At 61.1% G+C, this 15,981-nt stretch carries 20 protein-coding genes; 9 read left to right on the forward strand and 11 right to left on the reverse strand.

Features of this window, described 5'->3' with window-relative positions; all coding sequences use genetic code 11:
* The first annotated feature begins 28 nt into the window (after positions 1-28).
* Positions 29-316: an Rdx family protein gene (locus HV782_RS08330; RefSeq protein WP_128616252.1), complete on the forward strand. Its 288-nt coding sequence runs from the start codon at positions 29-31 to the stop codon at positions 314-316.
* Here the strand turns inward: HV782_RS08330 and HV782_RS08335 are convergent.
* Both HV782_RS08335 and HV782_RS08340 read right to left on the reverse strand, forming a co-directional pair.
* On the reverse strand, positions 310-1,203 hold the full coding sequence (locus tag HV782_RS08335; RefSeq protein WP_128616253.1) for a DMT family transporter: 894 nt from the start codon (positions 1,201-1,203) through the stop codon (positions 310-312). The two genes, HV782_RS08330 and HV782_RS08335, sit on opposite strands and share 7 nt — an antisense overlap.
* 97 nt (positions 1,204-1,300) lie before the next feature.
* Entirely contained in the window at positions 1,301-2,065 is a 765-nt protein-coding gene (locus HV782_RS08340; protein WP_128616254.1) for an AraC family transcriptional regulator, read from the reverse strand.
* A gap of 135 nt (positions 2,066-2,200) precedes the next feature.
* Between HV782_RS08340 and HV782_RS08345 the strand changes: the two genes are divergently transcribed.
* The gene (locus tag HV782_RS08345; protein WP_123465641.1) at positions 2,201-3,016 is read left to right on the forward strand and encodes a UDP-2,3-diacylglucosamine diphosphatase; all 816 of its coding nucleotides are present in this window, start codon (positions 2,201-2,203) and stop codon (positions 3,014-3,016) included.
* A 114-nt stretch (positions 3,017-3,130) separates the two neighbouring features.
* Here the strand turns inward: HV782_RS08345 and HV782_RS08350 are convergent, their stop codons facing one another.
* Together HV782_RS08350 and HV782_RS08355 are read right to left on the reverse strand one after the other, a co-directional pair.
* Entirely contained in the window at positions 3,131-3,724 is a 594-nt protein-coding gene (locus HV782_RS08350) for an HD domain-containing protein (protein WP_186748511.1), read from the reverse strand.
* 21 nt (positions 3,725-3,745) lie between these two features.
* Positions 3,746-4,057, reverse strand: coding sequence for an Mpo1-like protein (locus HV782_RS08355; protein WP_123465645.1), 312 nt, complete (start codon positions 4,055-4,057; stop codon positions 3,746-3,748).
* A 164-nt stretch (positions 4,058-4,221) separates the two neighbouring features.
* On the opposite strand from HV782_RS08355, the gene HV782_RS08360 reads away from it, so the two are divergent.
* Entirely contained in the window at positions 4,222-5,283 is a 1,062-nt protein-coding gene (locus tag HV782_RS08360; protein WP_202894582.1) for an AraC family transcriptional regulator, read from the forward strand.
* Here HV782_RS08360 and HV782_RS08365 read toward each other — a convergent pair.
* The gene (locus tag HV782_RS08365) at positions 5,240-6,694 is read right to left on the reverse strand and encodes a TrkH family potassium uptake protein (protein ID WP_123465649.1); all 1,455 of its coding nucleotides are present in this window, start codon (positions 6,692-6,694) and stop codon (positions 5,240-5,242) included. The two genes, HV782_RS08360 and HV782_RS08365, sit on opposite strands and share 44 nt — an antisense overlap.
* 121 nt (positions 6,695-6,815) lie before the next feature.
* Between HV782_RS08365 and HV782_RS08370 the strand changes: the two genes are divergently transcribed.
* Positions 6,816-7,382 (forward strand): nitroreductase family protein, encoded by a 567-nt coding sequence (locus HV782_RS08370; protein WP_186748512.1) that lies wholly within the window; start codon positions 6,816-6,818, stop codon positions 7,380-7,382.
* 246 nt (positions 7,383-7,628) lie between these two features.
* On the opposite strand, the gene HV782_RS08375 is transcribed toward HV782_RS08370, so the two are convergent.
* From HV782_RS08375 to HV782_RS08400, 6 genes are all read right to left on the reverse strand, one after another.
* A complete protein-coding gene (locus HV782_RS08375) occupies positions 7,629-8,969 on the reverse strand; it encodes a sensor histidine kinase (RefSeq protein WP_128616257.1) in 1,341 nt (446 codons plus the stop codon).
* Positions 8,970-9,145: 176 nt separating this feature from the next.
* Positions 9,146-9,595, reverse strand: a complete 450-nt coding sequence (locus HV782_RS08380; protein ID WP_128616258.1) for an LTXXQ domain protein — start codon at positions 9,593-9,595, stop codon at positions 9,146-9,148.
* A 233-nt stretch (positions 9,596-9,828) separates the two neighbouring features.
* Positions 9,829-10,506, reverse strand: a complete 678-nt coding sequence (locus HV782_RS08385; protein WP_123465657.1) for a response regulator transcription factor — start codon at positions 10,504-10,506, stop codon at positions 9,829-9,831.
* Positions 10,507-10,513: 7 nt separating this feature from the next.
* Entirely contained in the window at positions 10,514-10,924 is a 411-nt protein-coding gene (locus HV782_RS08390; protein ID WP_123465659.1) for an SH3 domain-containing protein, read from the reverse strand.
* 278 nt (positions 10,925-11,202) lie between these two features.
* Positions 11,203-11,502: a YciI family protein gene (locus HV782_RS08395; RefSeq protein WP_016987935.1), complete on the reverse strand. Its 300-nt coding sequence runs from the start codon at positions 11,500-11,502 to the stop codon at positions 11,203-11,205.
* Between the two features lies 1 nt (position 11,503).
* The gene (locus tag HV782_RS08400; RefSeq protein ID WP_123452630.1) at positions 11,504-12,100 is read right to left on the reverse strand and encodes a septation protein A; all 597 of its coding nucleotides are present in this window, start codon (positions 12,098-12,100) and stop codon (positions 11,504-11,506) included.
* An 87-nt stretch (positions 12,101-12,187) separates the two neighbouring features.
* Here HV782_RS08400 and HV782_RS08405 point away from each other — a divergent pair, with 87 nt between their 5' ends.
* The 5 genes from HV782_RS08405 to HV782_RS08425 all read left to right on the forward strand — a co-directional run bounded on the left by HV782_RS08405 (position 12,188) and on the right by HV782_RS08425 (position 15,865).
* A complete protein-coding gene (locus HV782_RS08405) occupies positions 12,188-13,051 on the forward strand; it encodes a PHP domain-containing protein (RefSeq protein ID WP_186748513.1) in 864 nt (287 codons plus the stop codon).
* A gap of 13 nt (positions 13,052-13,064) precedes the next feature.
* Positions 13,065-13,694 carry an L-threonylcarbamoyladenylate synthase gene (locus tag HV782_RS08410; RefSeq protein WP_007966016.1) on the forward strand — a complete coding sequence of 210 codons (630 nt, stop codon included), beginning with the start codon at positions 13,065-13,067 and terminating at the stop codon, positions 13,692-13,694.
* Positions 13,695-14,516 carry a segregation and condensation protein A gene (locus tag HV782_RS08415; protein WP_024012074.1) on the forward strand — a complete coding sequence of 274 codons (822 nt, stop codon included), beginning with the start codon at positions 13,695-13,697 and terminating at the stop codon, positions 14,514-14,516.
* A gap of 11 nt (positions 14,517-14,527) precedes the next feature.
* Positions 14,528-15,529 carry an SMC-Scp complex subunit ScpB gene (scpB, locus tag HV782_RS08420; RefSeq protein WP_186748514.1) on the forward strand — a complete coding sequence of 334 codons (1,002 nt, stop codon included), beginning with the start codon at positions 14,528-14,530 and terminating at the stop codon, positions 15,527-15,529.
* A gap of 144 nt (positions 15,530-15,673) precedes the next feature.
* On the forward strand, positions 15,674-15,865 hold the full coding sequence (locus tag HV782_RS08425) for a DUF1289 domain-containing protein (protein WP_186748515.1): 192 nt from the start codon (positions 15,674-15,676) through the stop codon (positions 15,863-15,865).
* Positions 15,866-15,981 lie beyond the last annotated feature (116 nt).

Below are 15,981 nucleotides of genomic sequence, written 5' to 3' on the forward strand. Positions count from 1 at the left end.
GCCCTCTGTCTCAGGAGTTTCAGCGAACATGACCGCCGCAAAAGCAGAAGTTGTCATCACCTATTGCACGCAATGCCAATGGCTGTTGCGCGCCGCATGGCTGGCCCAGGAGTTGCTCAGCACCTTTGCCGACGACCTCGGCAAAGTCTCGTTGGTGCCGGGCACCGGCGGGGTGTTTCACATCACCTGCGCTGGCGTGCAGATCTGGGAGCGCAAGGCCGACGGTGGCTTTCCCGAAGCCAAGGTGTTGAAGCAACGGGTGCGCGATCAGATCGACCCTGACCGCGACCTCGGCCACAACGACCGCACTCAGTGAGACGCGGCCTCGGCGGCGACGGTTTTCTTGTCCGCATGGCCTGACATCCGCGCCGACACGACGATCGCGACGATGATCAGTGCACCACCGAGCAACATCCGCAGTGTCGGGTTCTCATCAAACAGCAGCCAGGCAACGGTGATGCCGTAAACCGGTTCCATCGCAAACACCACCGCTGCCGTGCGCGCCTTGATCACCGCCAGACTGGCCACGAACAGGCTGTGGGCCACCCCGGTGCAGAACACCCCGAGCAGGCCGATCCACAGCCAGTCCAGTGCGCGCACTTCGCTGAGTTGCGGCGCCGCGACCGGCAGCAGGCACACGGCGACCACGACGTTCTGACACAGCGCCGCCTGCACCGCCGGGATGCGCCCGGAGCTGGCGCGATTGGTCAGTGACAGCAGGGAAAACAACAGGCCGGACAGCACCGCCCAAAGCAGGCCGGTGGTCGCGCCACTGGCCAGATCGAACGCCGGCGTCACCAGCACCAGGCCGACCGTGACCAGCACCACCAGCACGATCTCGTTGGCGCGGATGCGTTCGCGGAAGATCAGCCCTTCGAGAATCACCGTGAACGCCGGGAAACTGGCAAAGCCCAGCGTCGCAATCGCCACCCCGGCGATTTTTACCGAAACGAAAAAGCTCACCCAATGCCCGGCCAGCAACACACCGCTGAGGGCGAGGCGTCGCCAGTCCACGGCCTGGAGTTTTTGCCAGCCGTTCTGGCTGGCAAAACGGGCAAAAAAAGCCAGGGCGAGCACGGCGAACGCGGCACGGCCGAACACGATCACGGCAGGTGATGCCGCAGCGAGTTTGCCGAACACACCGGTCAGGCCGAACATCAGGGCGCCAATATGCAGGGCGCCAAGGGCGGTACGCGGGGTCATCGCAATCCTTAATTCAGGCACATATTCAACGGTAGGCGCAGCCTTCGGCGGCGCCTGCACATTGAATCGTATGCAGGCTGATAAGTCTGTCGGCAGACTAGCGTCTTTTGTTGCAGGACTCGCGTCGAAGCTGGCCGGGTGATGAACCGAACTCACGCAGGACTGCGGCTGAAAAAGCACTTTGCGAGGTATAGCCTACGCGGCTGCCTACTTCGCCGATCGGCAGTGCAGTGTCGCGTAACAGTCGCACCGCCAGATGCAGGCGCCGGCTGCGAATGTAGTCCATCGGCGTCTGTCCGCATTCGGCCATGAACCGCGCATGCAGGCGCGCGCTGGACAGGCCGGCGATGCGCGCCAGGTCGGCGACTTGCAGTGGATAGGCGGCGTATTGCTCGATGTGCGCGTCCAGCGCTGCGTAGGGCAGGCGGCGCGCGGCGAGTTCGGCCGGCCTGGCATGATTGAGGCTGGCCAGCAGCAACACGGCACCCTGGCGAGCGATCAGCGGATCACTGATGGGGCTGCTGGCCAGCCAGCTGACCAATTGGCTTTGCCCGGTATCCAGTGTCCGGCGCGCCGGATTGTCGAGCAGGCGGCGACTGGCCTCGGCATGCTCGCCCAATGACTCTGTTACCCACGGCCCCTCAGGGATGTCGAGCACCAGGCAGCGACTGCCATCAGGGCTGCCGCAGGCATGATGGGCGCCGGACGGGACGACCACGAAACTCTGCTGGCGCACCTGACTGCCCTGGCCCTCGACCTCGAAATCCAGCGCGCCCGATAACCCGAACACCAGTTGAGCGTGCTCGTGGCTGTGGACGATCAGATCATGGGTGTAGTCGCGCAGGGTGAGGATCGGTCGCATCGCAGTTCGTCTCCGAAGTGATCGCCAGTCTACACCGGCCCGCGCCGGATGCGTTGTCACAGGACTGACTCGCGCCTGTCATGGTCGATTAACCGGACGGGCGCACTCTGGCGAAAACATCGTAGAGGGTTGCCCATGACCAGCGCCGAGCTTGCCAAACCCAGCCGTAAACAGCGAGTGCGCACCTTGTGGATTTCCGACGTGCACCTGGGCACGCGGGATTGCCAGGCGGAACACTTGTCGACGTTTCTCAAGGGCTATCACGCCGACAAGATCTACCTGGTCGGGGACATCATCGACGGTTGGAAACTGCGTGGCGGCATGTATTGGCCACAAGCGCACACCAACGTGATCCGCCGCTTGCTGACCATGAGCAAGCGCGGCACCGAAGTGATTTACGTCACCGGCAACCACGACGAATTCCTGCGCCGCTATTCGAAGCTGATTCTGGGCAATATCCAGTTGGTCGACGAGGCGGTGCATGTCACGGCAGACGGGCGGCATTTGCTGGTGATTCACGGCGATCAGTTCGATGTGATCACCCGCTATCATCGCTGGCTGGCCTTCCTCGGCGACTCGGCCTACGAATTCACCCTGACCCTCAACCGCTGGCTCAATCACTGGCGTGCGCGGTATGGCTACGGGTACTGGTCGTTGTCGGCGTATCTCAAGCACAAGGTGAAAACCGCAGTGAGCTTCATCAGCGACTTCGAAGAAGCCATCGCCCATGAATGCGTGAAGCGCGAGCTGCATGGTGTGGTCTGCGGGCATATTCACCATGCCGAGATCCGCAAGGTTGGCGAGGTCGATTACCTCAATTGCGGCGACTGGGTGGAATCGTGCACGGCGTTGATCGAGCATTGGGACGGCACGATCGAGTTGTATCGCCTGGCGGATGCCCAGGCGCGCGAAGCGCAGCTCAAGGCGGCTAAAGTCGCGGAACTGGCCTGAGTCTCGGGTGGTTTAGAGGGCCTCATCGCTGGCAAGCCAGCTCCCACAGGTTTTGTGAACGGCACACAACCTGTGGGAGCTGGCTTGCCAGCGATGAGGCCAGTACAAACAACATCAAGCGGTGGTGGTGTGTTCTTCCATTGCGGCTTTGTAAATCGAGTTCTTCGGCTGCGCAAACAGCCTTTCCACCATCGGCTCGAAGAAACTCAGCGGCAGGGTGTCATAGGCTGGATCAAACGCCGCCGCATCGTACTTGGCACAAAACTCGGCGGTCGCCTGGAACTGCGGGTGCTCTTTGAACTGCTCGCGCAGATGCCGATCCATGCCCAGGTGATGGAAGAAATAGTAGCCCTGAAAGATGCCGTGCTTCTCGACCATCCACAGGTTCTCGGCACTGACGAACGGCTTGAGGATCGCTGCGGCAATGTCCGGGTGGTTGTAGGAGCCCAAGGTGTCGCCAATGTCGTGCAGCAGCGCGCACACCACATATTCCTCATCGCGCCCGTCGCGCAAGGCTCGGGTTGCGGTTTGCAGCGAGTGGGTCAGGCGGTCCACCGGGAAGCCGCCGAAATCCCCTTCGAGCAATTTCAGGTGGGTCATGATCCGCGCCGGCAATTGTCTGGCGTAGGCACTGAAATCCGCCGCAATGATTGCCCAGTCTTCGTGGGTGCCGTCTTTCATGTGGGTGAAACGGGCGTTGGCGCTCATCGGCGATCCTCGTCGGGTTGTTCAGAACGCCACGCGACCCAGGATCATGTCGCGGTACATGACGAAGTCGCCGAGCAGGCTGTACAGCGGATGCTGAAACGTCGCCGGGCGGTTTTTCTCGAAAAAGAAATGCCCGATCCAGGCGAAGCTGTAGCCGGCCAGCGGCAAGGCCAACAATAGCAGCCAGGCGCCTTTGGCGAGAGTCAGGGCCAGAATAAGAATCACCAGTGTCGTGCCGATGAAATGCAGGCGCCGACAGGTGCTGTTGCTGTGCTCGCTGAGGTAATACGGATAGAACTCAGCGAAGCTGTTGAAATGCTTTATGTTTTCCACGACCGCGTTCTCTGTGGTTATTGTTCTGGCGACGAGTTGTTCTGCGGGTAGCCTATTTGAGTCTAGAGTGATCATGGGGGTGGGCCAGTGACAATCGGCGCCACTTTAGTATCCTTCGCAAATCGGGCCGTAGCATGCGGGCCATCATGTAAAAGAAAAACGCCATGAGCGAACGAACGACTTCTGCAAGCTGGGCGATGGGGATTGTCAAAGCATTGGAGATGGACGGCCTGGATTGCCGGGCTCTGTTCAAGCAACTGGGGCTCGATTACGCGGCTCTGGATGATCCGGATGCACGTTTCCCGCAAGATTCCATGACCCGCCTGTGGCAAAGGGCGGTCGAGTTGTCCGGTAACCCGGCGATCGGCCTGAACATGGGAAAAGTGGTGCGGCCGGCGTCGTTTCACGTCGCCGGCTACGCGTTGATGTCGAGCAACACGCTGGCCGAAGGCTTTCAACGCTTGGTGCGTTATCAACGGATCATTGCCGAAAGTGCCGACCTGAGTTTTCGCCTGCTCGATGAAGGTTATGCGCTGATTCTGACCGTGCACGGCGATCATCTGCCGCCGACCCGACAAAGCGCCGAAGCCTCGCTGGCCTGCGCGCTGGGCCTGTGCGGCTGGTTGACCGGGCGCACGCTGCACCCGGTCAAAGTGTTGGTGCAGGGCGATCAGCCCGCCGATCTGGAGCCTTATAAACAAGCCTTTCACGCGCCCCTGGTGTTCAACGCACCGTATGACGCACTGATCTTCGAACGCGCGGATATGGAAGCGCCGCTACCGACGGCCAATGAAGCGATGGCGCTGCTGCACGACCGGTTTGCCGGGGAATATCTGGCGCGCTTTTCCGAAAGCCGCGTGACCCATAAGGCGCGGCAGGTGTTGTGCCGGTTGTTGCCACAAGGCGAACCGAAGCGCGACACCGTGGCGCAGACCCTGCACCTGTCGCAACGGACCTTGCAGCGCCGCTTGCAGGAGGAGGGCACCAGTTTTCAGCAGTTGCTCGATGACACCCGCCGCGAACTGGCCGAACAGTATCTGGCGCAACCGAGCATGACCCTGCTGGAGATCGCTTATCTGCTGGGATTTGCCGATCCGAGTAATTTCTTCCGCGCCTTCCGCCGCTGGTTCGACACCACGCCCGGCGATTACCGGACGCGGTTGTTGCAGGCGCCGAACGCGGTCAGTGACGCCAAAAGGCCGGAATGCACAGCACAAACACCGTAATGATTTCCAGGCGGCCGAGCAGCATGCCGAACGACAGAATCCACTTGGCGGCATCCGGCAGGGTGGCGAAGTTGCCCGCCGGGCCGATGGTTTCACCCAGGCCCGGGCCGACGCCGGACACGGTACTCGCGGCGCCGGTCAGCGCGGTCATCCAGTCGACGCCGAGCAGCGACAGCAGCAGGGCAATCACGCAGATGGTGATGGCGAAGAAGAACGAGAAGGTCAGAATCGAGCGCACGATCTCTTCGTCTAGGCGGTGGCCGTTGTATTTCTGCTTGATCACCGCGCGTGGGTGAATCAGCTGGTTAAGGTTGGCCTTGAGCAGGATGTAGGCGACCTGGAAGCGGAAAATCTTGATCCCGCCCGCTGTCGAGCCGGAACAGCCACCAACAAAACCCAGATAGAAGAACAGCATCAACGAGAAGTTGCCCCACAGGCTGTAGTCGCCCAGGGCAAACCCGGTGGTGGTGACCACCGAGGTCACGTTCAGCGCGACATGCCGCAACGCCTCCAGCCAGTGCAGTTTGGTCGTCCACCAGTACCAGGTGCCGAGTACCAGCCAGGTCACCAGCAACATCGCCAATAAACCCTGCACCTGCTGATCCCTGATCAACGCCTTGCGGTTGCCGCGCAATGTCGCCACGTAGAGAGTGAACGGCAGGCTGCCGAGGATCATGATCACGATCGCGACCCAGTGCACGGCCGGTTGTGTCCACTTGGCCAGGGACTGGTCGGAGGTCGAGAACCCGCCCGTGGAGATCGCCGACATCGCATGGTTGATTGCATCGAACGGGCTCATCCCGGCCCACCAGAGCGCCAGGCTGCCGAGGATGGTGATGCCGACATACGCTGCCACAATCAGCCGCGCCACCATGTGCGAGCGCGGCATGACCTTTTCCGAACGGTCCGAGGATTCGGTCTGGAACAGGCGCATGCCTCCGATGCGCAGCAACGGCAGAATCGCCACCGCCATGCCGATGAAGCCGATGCCGCCGAGCCAGTGCAGCAGAGAGCGCCACATCAGAATTCCCGGGGACATGGTGTCGAGCCCGCTGAGCACGGTCGAACCGGTCGCGGTGATGCCGGACATACTTTCGAAAAACGAGTCGGTGTAGCTGATGTGCTGGGTCAGCAGAAATGGCAGTGCGGCGAAAATACACACCACCAGCCAGCTGCTGACGGTCAGCAAATACATGTCGCGGGGGCGCAGATGAATGTGTTCCGGCCGGCCGGGAATCACCAGCGCGAGGCCGGCGACGAAGGTGATCATGCTCGCCCAGAGGAACGACGGCAGGTCGCTGGTGCGCTCGAAAATCACCAGGGTGGCCATCGGCACGACCATGGCCACGGCCAGGGTGATCAGGAAGATGCCGATGATGAAACCAATGATCCGTAAGGTCGGCAACGCCATGAAGTCCGCTCGGGCTGATGTGGGAAGGGCGCCATTCTACCCGTGGGGGCAGGCATGTAAACCGGCACCCGGTTGGCAGATACCGCTAGAATAGCTGCACATTTTTCTCAGGAGGTGGCCGATGCAGGCTCTCGACGCTTTGCTCAACCGTGTTTCCGTTCCACGACTGGTCGAACCGGCCCCCACCGCCGCACAGCGCGAAGCGTTGTTCTCCGCGGCCCTGCGTGCGCCGGATCACGGGCACTTGCAGCCTTATCGTTTCCTGACCGTCGAAGGCTCGGCGCGCGAGCAGATGGGCGAGTTGCTGGCCGAAGCCGCGCAAATGCAGGAAGGCGAAGTCACTGAAGCGATGATCGACAAGGCACGCAACGGTCCGCTGCGTGCTCCGTTGGTGGTTGTGGTGATTGCGAAGTTGCAGGATCACTCCAAATACCCGAAAGCCGAGCAGTTGCTGGCGGCCGGTTGTGCCGCCCACGGGATTTTGCTGGCGGCGTATGCGCAGGGGATTGGCGCGGTGTGGCGCACCGGTGATCTGGCGTATTCCAAGCATGTGGCCCAAGGGCTGGGGCTGGCGGAAGGGGAAAAGGTGATCGCGTTCCTGTACCTGGGCACCCCGCAGAAAGAGCCGCGTGTGGCGGAGAAGGTTGACCTGGCCGAGTTCGTCAGCGCCTGGCCGGGTAAAGCCTGAAGATCAAAAGCCCCTCACCCTGACCCTCTCCCGGAGGGAGAGGGGACTGATTGGGGGATGTTGTAGAGATACGCCGACCTGAACGTTCTTCGCTGAATCCATAATCGACTTCGGTTCAATTCGGATACAGAGTTGATTACGGATTCAGCATCCATAATCAACTCGGTTTGTCAGGTCGATGCAGGGCGCCAGACACCTCGGTCGGCCCCCTCTCCCTCCGGGAGAGGGCTGGGGTGAGGGTGGCCTTTAGGGTTGGACGACGGCGCCGGGTACAAGCGGCAATTCCAGACTCGCAATAAACCCGCCCTGCGGATGATTGGCCAGCGTCAAACTCCCACCATGGCGTTCCGCCGCTCGCCGGGCAATCGCCAGGCCCAGGCCATGTCCCGCCGCCGTCTGCCCCGGCGCCCGGTAAAACGGTTCGCCCAACTGGCTCAAATGCTCAGCCTGCACCCCCGGGCCATGGTCGCGCACGCTCACGACAATTTTTTCGCCCTGACGCGAGGCCTGCATTTCAATCGCTTGACCTTCCGGATTGAAGCGCTGGGCATTGCGCAGCAGGTTATCGACGGCGCGCTCGATCATGGTCGGCCAGCCCTTCAGATTCAGCTGCGGTTCGGCATCAAGACGCACGATCTGTTCGGGCGATGCCAGTTTCGCGTCCTTCTGCAACGTGCCGAGCAACGTATTCAAATCCACCTCTTCAGCACTGGCGTTGTCGGCATCGACTCGCGCCAATACCAGAATTTCACTGATCAACGCTTCCAGCCGATCACACTCGCGTGTCAGTCGTGGCCAGAGTTTCTCGCGTTCCTCTGGGTTGGCCCGTTCCGCCAGCGCCAAGGCAATCCGCAACCGTGCCAGCGGTGAGCGCAGTTCGTGGGACACATCACGCAGCAATTGCCGCTGACTGCCGATCAGGCTTTGCAGGCGCGCACCCATGCGGTTGAAGTCGGTGGCGAGTACGCCGAATTCGTCGCGGCGGTTGGCCAGTTTCGCCAGGCTGTTCTGCTGATACGTGGTCTGCCCCAGATCATGCACGGCGCCGCGCAAACGGCTGAGCGGGCGGGTGATGGAGAACGTGACCAAGAGGCTGAACAGGGTCAGTACCACCAGCGCAATACCCAGCGCACTGAGCGGCCAAAGCAGGCTATCGCGGTGCCAGGCGTCGAGTTCCGGGTGCGGGATGCGGAAGATGAACAGATAGGTGTCACCGGTTTTTTCGCTGGTGAACTCGTCGGTCAGGCGCCGCCAGGGCAGGCGGCGGTCATCGTTGTTCTGGCGGGCTTCGAAGGCGGCGGCGCGGCGCGGGAAGGTGCCGCGGACCACCGGATCACCGCTTTCGTTGAGCACCTGAACGTCGATGTGGTACTGGCGTTTGCGTTGTTCGAGGATCGTCTGGGCGGCTTCTTCGCCCTGGGCTTCGTAGGTTTGCGTCCATTCACTGGCCAATGTGTTGAGGCCCGGGTGACGGCTGAGGATCCACGCGTCCTGGTTGAGCATGTGCCCGAGCAGAATGGACAACCCGGCCACCAGAGCGATGGCCAGCCAGAAGCTCGCGAGAATACGCCAGAACAATGAACGCACAGAAATTCCTCAGAACAAACACAAAACCCCTGTAGGAGTGAGCCTGCTCGCGATAGCGCTGGGCCAGACACGATTCTGTCGACTGGCACACCGCTATCGCGAGCAGGCTCACTCCTGCATTTGGATCGGTAAAAACAGGCCCGACGGAATATGCCGCCGGGCCTGTGATTAGAACATTATTGCGCTTTTTGCGGCTGTTGCGCTTTCCACGCCTTGAACTCGGCCCATTCGGCGCGGCGTTCCGCCTGTTTCTTCTGGATCTCGTCGAATTTCTTCTGTTGATCCGGCTTCAGCAGGTTGCGTACGTCGGCTTCGGCTTTCTTGTGGTTGGCCGCCATCTCGTCCTTCATGGCTTTCTGGTCAGCCGGCGAGAGTTTTTCCAGGTACTTCTCGACCACTTGCTTACGCTCGTGCATCTGCTCGCCCATGATCTTGCGGATCTGCTCGCGCTGTTCGCGAGACAGGTCGAGTTGGCTGTACGGTCCTTTGCCGTGCATGCCGTGCATCTGACCGCCGTGGCGAGCGCCATCCATTGGGCCACCCATCGGGCCGCCATCCTGCGGCATGGCCATGGCGACGGTTGGCAGAGCGGCAGCGAACATCAGAGCGATAAGAGTCTTGCGCATGGTGTATCTCCTTGTCTCGTTCCCGGTACGTTCCGGATGAGTACAGATTACGGAGATCAAGGTCAGCGGCGGTCAGCGCTGCGTAAAGCTTGGGTAAAGACGCTTTGTGCCCAACCTTACAAACACACCCCTGTAAGCGTGAGCCTGCTCGCGATAGCGGTGTATCTGGCAAGAAAGTGTCGACTGACACACTGCCATCGCGAGCAGGCTCACGCCTACAGGGGGTGGCAGGTTCAGAGGCTATAGAAGTAACCGCGGCTACGCAGGGCGACGATCCGTGGACGACCGTCCGGGTGCGGGCCGATCTTCTTGCGCAGGTTGCTGACGTGCATGTCCAGGCTGCGGTCGTACAGGGTCAGCTTGCGGCCGAGGGCCAGTTGCGCCAGTTCCTGTTTATCCAGCGGCTCGCCGGGCTGCTTGAGCAGGGCTTCGAGCAGGCGGCTTTCGGACACGGTGAGGGTCAGTTCTTTCTCGTCGATGCTGACCACGCCACGCACCGGGCTGAAGCTCAGGTCGCCCAGTTCCAGTTGAGTCGACACCGCTGCCGGATGGCTGCGGCGCAACACGGCGCGCAGGCGGGCGGTCAGTTCACGGGGATCGCACGGCTTGGCCAGGTAATCATCGGCGCCGAGTTCCAGGCCGAGGATGCGGTCCAGCGGCTCGCCTCGGGCCGAAAGCATCAGCACCGGCAGATCGGCGTGATCGTTGCGCAGTTGCTTGAGCAGTTCCAGGCCGCTGCCGTCGGGCAGCATCACGTCCAGCACCACCGCCGCGGGCGACGATTCGGCCAACGCCTTGCGCGCACTCTGGCCATCGTGGCAGGCGCGCACCTGGAAGCCTTCCTGGCTCAGCCAGCTACTCAGGAGTTCGCACAACTCCTGGTCATCATCAATCAGTAACAGCTCGCTCATGACTCACTCAATTTAGCCATTGCCGACGTTTTCGGCTTGCTCCACTGGCAAAGATACCGCAGAGCAGCGCCAATAGCGCTACTCCGGCACCGGTGACGAACCACTGCTGCTGTTCGGTCAACAGACGCGGGAGCGGGCTGGCCTGGGCTTCCTTGAGTTGCAGCTTGAGACGCTGGTTCTCCTGGCGCAACCGGGCGAGCTGGGCGCTTTCGCGGGTGTTGTCGGCATTTTGCAATTGTTTGCTCAGTTCTTCCCGCTGCTGTTCGCTGACCTTGAGGCGCTGTTGCAACTCGGTGATCTGACTGCCGGCACTCAATGACAATGGCGTGGAGCTGCCGCCTTCGGTGGTTTCCTCACCATGGGCGGGCGCCATGATCGACAACGTGACCAACATCAGACACAACGGACCCTTGCGCATCGCGACACCTGCTTCCAAATGGATATTGGGCAGGTTGTCGGCAGACAAACGAGAATAATGAGCGATTGAGAGCAGCAAGAACCGAGAAGGTTCAGTGCCGGGGAAGACTGGTTTGTAGTGCAGGTGACTTTGTGGCGAGGGGATTTATCCCCGATGGACAGCGAAGCTGTCTCAATAACAGGGACTGCGGTGTGACAGGCACACCGCATCGGATGGCTTTGGGGCGGCTTCGCCACCCAACGGGGATAAATCCCCTCGCCACTGGGGCTTCTGGTCTTTTACGGGAGGACTTGCTTGAACGGTTTGACGATCACATTGGCATACACGCCAGCAGCGATGTACGGATCGGCATCGGCCCACGCTTGCGCGGCGCTCAGCGAATCGAACTCGGCGACGATCAGGCTGCCGGTGAAACCCGCTGCGCCCGGATCATTGCTGTCGACCGCCGGGTGCGGGCCGGCCAATACGATGCGGCCTTCGCCCTTGAGCGCTTGCAGGCGTTCCAGGTGCGCAGGGCGCGCGGCCAGGCGGGCTTCCAGCGAGTTGGCGACGTCGGTGGCAATGATGGCGTAGAGCATGTCAGTCCTCGGTTTTTGGTGTTGTGGTATCGGCGTCGTGCAGGTGACGAGACAGGTAGATGCCCTGAGCGACCAGGAACAGCACGGTCATGCCCAGGCTGCCGAACACCTTGAAGTCCACCCAGATGCTCTGGAAGGTGAAGGCGACGAACAGGTTGGCGGCCCCGCAAAACAGGAAAAAGCCGATCCAGGCGATGTTCAGGCGGGTCCAGACCGGATCCGGCAGGGTCAGTGCGTGGCCCATGATGCGTTTGATCAGCAGGCGGTCACCGATGAAGTGGCTGCCGATGAAGGCCACGGCGAACAGCCAGTTGACCACCGGCGCTTTCCACTTGAGGAAGGTCTCACTGTGGAAGGCCAGCGTCAGGCTGCCGAACACCAGGCAGGCGATCAGGGTCAGCCATTGGCTCTTTTCCAGCTTGCGCTGTTTGATGAACAACGCACCGTACACCACGAGGGAGCTGATGATCAGCATCGCGGTGGCGCTGTAAATACCGCCTACAGTCACTTCATGGCCAGCGATGTCGACGACCCGTGGATCAAGTTTGTAAACGATGAAGAACAGCAGAAGCGGGATGAAATCGATGAATTGTTTCACAGTAAGAGCCAGAAGCTGGATGTGGCGGCATAATAACAAACATATGGGCGCGCGATAGCGTCAGCTGATTTGAGGTTACAACTCCCCGTGAATGTTGATTTGCACTGCCATAGCACGGCCTCCGATGGCGCCCTGGCGCCTGCGGTTCTGGTTGCGCGTGCGTTCGAAAACGGCGTGCGAGTCCTGGCGTTGACCGACCACGACACCCTTGAAGGCCTCGCCGAAGCGCGCGCGGCCGCCGATGAATTGGGCATGCAACTGGTCAACGGCGTCGAATTGTCCTGCACCTGGGGCGGCGCGACCATTCACGTGCTGGGCTACGGTTTCGACGTCAACGCCGCGCCGTTGGTCGAGGCAATTGCCAAATTGCACGATGGCCGCTGGCTGCGGTCGGAAGAAATAAGCCGCAAGCTCGCGCTCAAGGGCATGCCCGGCGCCCTCGATGGCGCCCGGCAGATTCAGCTGGAACTGGGCGATAGCGGCAATGCGCCGGCCCGTCCGCATTTCGCTGACTGGATGGTACGTGAAGGTTTTGTAAAGGATCGCGCCGAAGCCTTTCGCAAGTGGCTCGGCGCTGGCAAGTTGGGCGACGTCAAGTTGCACTGGCCGACACTGGAAGACACTGTCGACACGTTGCGCGCCGCCAATGCGTGGGTCAGCCTGGCGCATCCGTGGCACTACGATTTCACCCGCAGCAAGCGCCGAAAGCTGATTGCCGACTATATTCAAGCGGGCGGGCACGCGATTGAAGTGGTCAATGGCTTTCAGCCCGCAGAACAGGTGGGCAGCCTGGCGATCCTTGCCCGTGAGTTCGGTCTGCTGGTCAGCGCCGGCAGTGATTTCCATGGCCCTGGAGGCTGGTCCGAGATCGGCCAGTACCGGCCGGTTCCCGAGGACCTTCCACCCCTGTGGTGTCGGTTCAAACATGACACAGTTATTGCCGCCGTCTGAACAGGTAGAGAATGTGAGTCAATTTTTCCAGATTCATCCGGAAAACCCGCAAGCGCGCCTGATCAAACAGGCGGTCGAGATCATCCGTAAGGGCGGGGTGGTGATTTACCCTACCGACTCTTCCTACGCCATTGGTTGCCAGATCGGCGACAAGACCGCCATCGAGCGGGTTCGGCGCCTGCGTCAGCTGGATGAAAAGCACAACTTCGCGCTGATCTGCAGCGACCTGTCGCAACTGGGCAATTACGCCAAGATCGACACCGGCACGTTCCGCATACTAAAGGCGCATTTGCCGGGGCCTTACACCTTTATTCTCAACGCTACCCGCGAAGTGCCTCGGCTGCTCCTGCATCCGAAGAAGCGCACCATCGGCCTGCGCGTGCCCAGCCATCCAATCGCCCTGGCGCTGTTGGCCGAACTCGGCGAGCCGCTGATGAGCGTGACCCTGATCATGCCCGGCGACGAAGACCCGCTGAGCGATCCCTATGAAATGCGTCAATTGCTTGAACACCAGGTGGACCTGATCATCGACGGCGGTTTCGGCGGGATCAAGGCGTCCACGGTGATCGACCTGACCGGCGACGATCCGGAAGTGATCCGCGTCGGTTGCGGCGACCCCGCGCCGTTCATGGTCGAAGCCTGAATGTCCGCAGTGGAAACCGTTGTCGATCCCCAGGCCGGCGCCCAGCAGGAACTGCCGTTTGCCATGGTCTATGGCCAGGCGGTCATGGAAATGCCGCTGGACCTGTACATTCCGCCGGATGCGCTGGAAGTCTTTCTCGAAGCCTTCGAAGGTCCGCTCGACCTGCTGCTGTACCTGATCCGCAAACAGAACATCAACATTCTCGACATCCCGGTGGCGGAAATCACCCGCCAGTACATGGGCTATGTCGAGTTGATGCAGTCGGTGCGTCTGGAGCTGGCCGCCGAGTACCTGGTGATGGCCGCGATGCTCGCCGAGATCAAGTCGCGCATGCTGCTGCCTCGGGCTGAAACCGTCGAAGACGAAGAAGACGACCCGCGTGCCGAACTGATCCGCCGCTTGCAGGAATACGAACGCTTCAAGGCCGCCGCCGAAGGCATCGACGGCTTGAGCCGGGTCGGCCGCGATGTGATCGTGCCCAAGCTCGACGCCCCGGAAGCCCGGGCGCGCAAGCTGTTGCCGGATGTCGCACTGGAAGAGATTTTGATGTGCATGGCCGAGGTGCTGCGCCGTGGCGATATGTTTGAAAGCCACCAGGTCAGCCGCGAGGCACTGTCCACCCGCGAGCGCATGAGCGATGTGCTGGAACGGCTCAAGGGCGGCGGTTTCGTGCCGTTCGTCGAGCTGTTCACCGCCGAAGAAGGCAGGTTGGGAGTGGTGGTGACCTTTATGGCGATCCTTGAACTGGTCAAGGAATCTTTGGTCGAGCTGGTGCAGAATGAGCCGTTCGCCGCGATCCACGTGCGAGCCCGAGCCGAATAACGAGTCGAAACATGAACCTGACTGAACCCCGCGAGCTGGCGCCCCTGCTTGAAGCCTTTCTGTTGGCCTCGGGAAAGCCGCAATCCCTCGAGCGCCTGTTTGAACTGTTCGAAGAAGGCGAACGCCCCGAACCTGCGGTTTTCAAGAAAGCCCTGACCCTGTTGGGCAAGTCTTGCGAAGGCCGCGCCTTCGAGCTCAAGGAAGTCTCCTCCGGCTATCGTCTGCAGATCCGCGAGAAGTTTTCGCCGTGGGTTGGCCGCTTGTGGGAAGAGCGCCCGCAGCGTTATTCCCGTGCCTTGCTGGAAACCATTGCGCTGATCGCCTATCGCCAGCCGATCACCCGTGGCGAGATCGAAGACGTGCGTGGCGTGGCGGTGAACAGCAACATCGTCAAGACCCTGCTGGAGCGCGAGTGGATCCGCGTCGTCGGTTACCGCGACGTGCCGGGCAAGCCGGCGATGTTCGCCACCACCAAGGCCTTTCTCGATCACTTCAACCTGAAGAACCTCGAAGACCTGCCGCCATTGGCCGAATTGCGCGAGATGGAAACCGATCCGGTGCTCGATTTCGACGACGCGCCGGTACCGCAAGGCTTGCAGGAACTGGCCGACGCCAGCGCCGAGCCGGAGGAGGAGAAGGAGGAGACCAGCTTCCATACGCTGTTGCTGGAGCTGGACAGCATGGAGGAGGGGATCAAGACCGATTTCGACGACTTGCTGCGCGACGCGGCGGACGGTGAGACGTCGACGCCCGATGCAGTGACTCAGATCGAGCCTGAGCCTGAAACCGCGATCGCCGAACCGGCCATTGAAGTTGAACGTGAAGCCGAGCCAGAAGCCGAACCGGAGGAAGACATCCTCGGCGTCGCCGAAGCACGGGAAAAACTGTTGGCAGCCGTCGCCGCCCTTGAGCAACCCGCGCCAGCGCCAGAACCCGAATTGAGCGAAGAAGAAGCCGAAGCCCGCGCCCTGGCCGAAGCCATCGAAGCCGAGCGCCGCGAATTCGACGACTGACCGAAATCCGGAGAACAAAGACGGCCCCTGTGGGAGCGAGCTGGCTCGCGAAAGAGGAGTGTCATTCAAAGATGATGTATCTGACCTACCGCCTTCGCGAGCAAGCTCGCTCCCACAGGGTTTAGTGTGAACCAGGAATATCAAATGAGTTCGGCAAAAGACCCGTGCATCAGCCTCTGCAAGTTCTCCGACGACATCTGCCTCGGCTGCGGCCGCAGCAAGCGCGAAATCAAAGCCTGGAAGAAACTCGACAAGGATGACAAGCGCACAGTGCTGGCTGAAGCCGCGTTGCGTCTGATCAAACTCGGTGGCGCCGGTCGGCGGAAAAAGAAATAACTGTTGAACGATCAGCTAGTCTCTGATGCGCGATGGCGCACATCCGCGTATGATTCGCGACCCTTCGGCGATCCCTTCGCCCGAAGACCCAGATTTCAATGCTTCAGGCGCCGCCT

This window comes from Pseudomonas monsensis, from assembly GCF_014268495.2.
Taxonomy (GTDB): domain Bacteria; phylum Pseudomonadota; class Gammaproteobacteria; order Pseudomonadales; family Pseudomonadaceae; genus Aquipseudomonas; species Aquipseudomonas monsensis.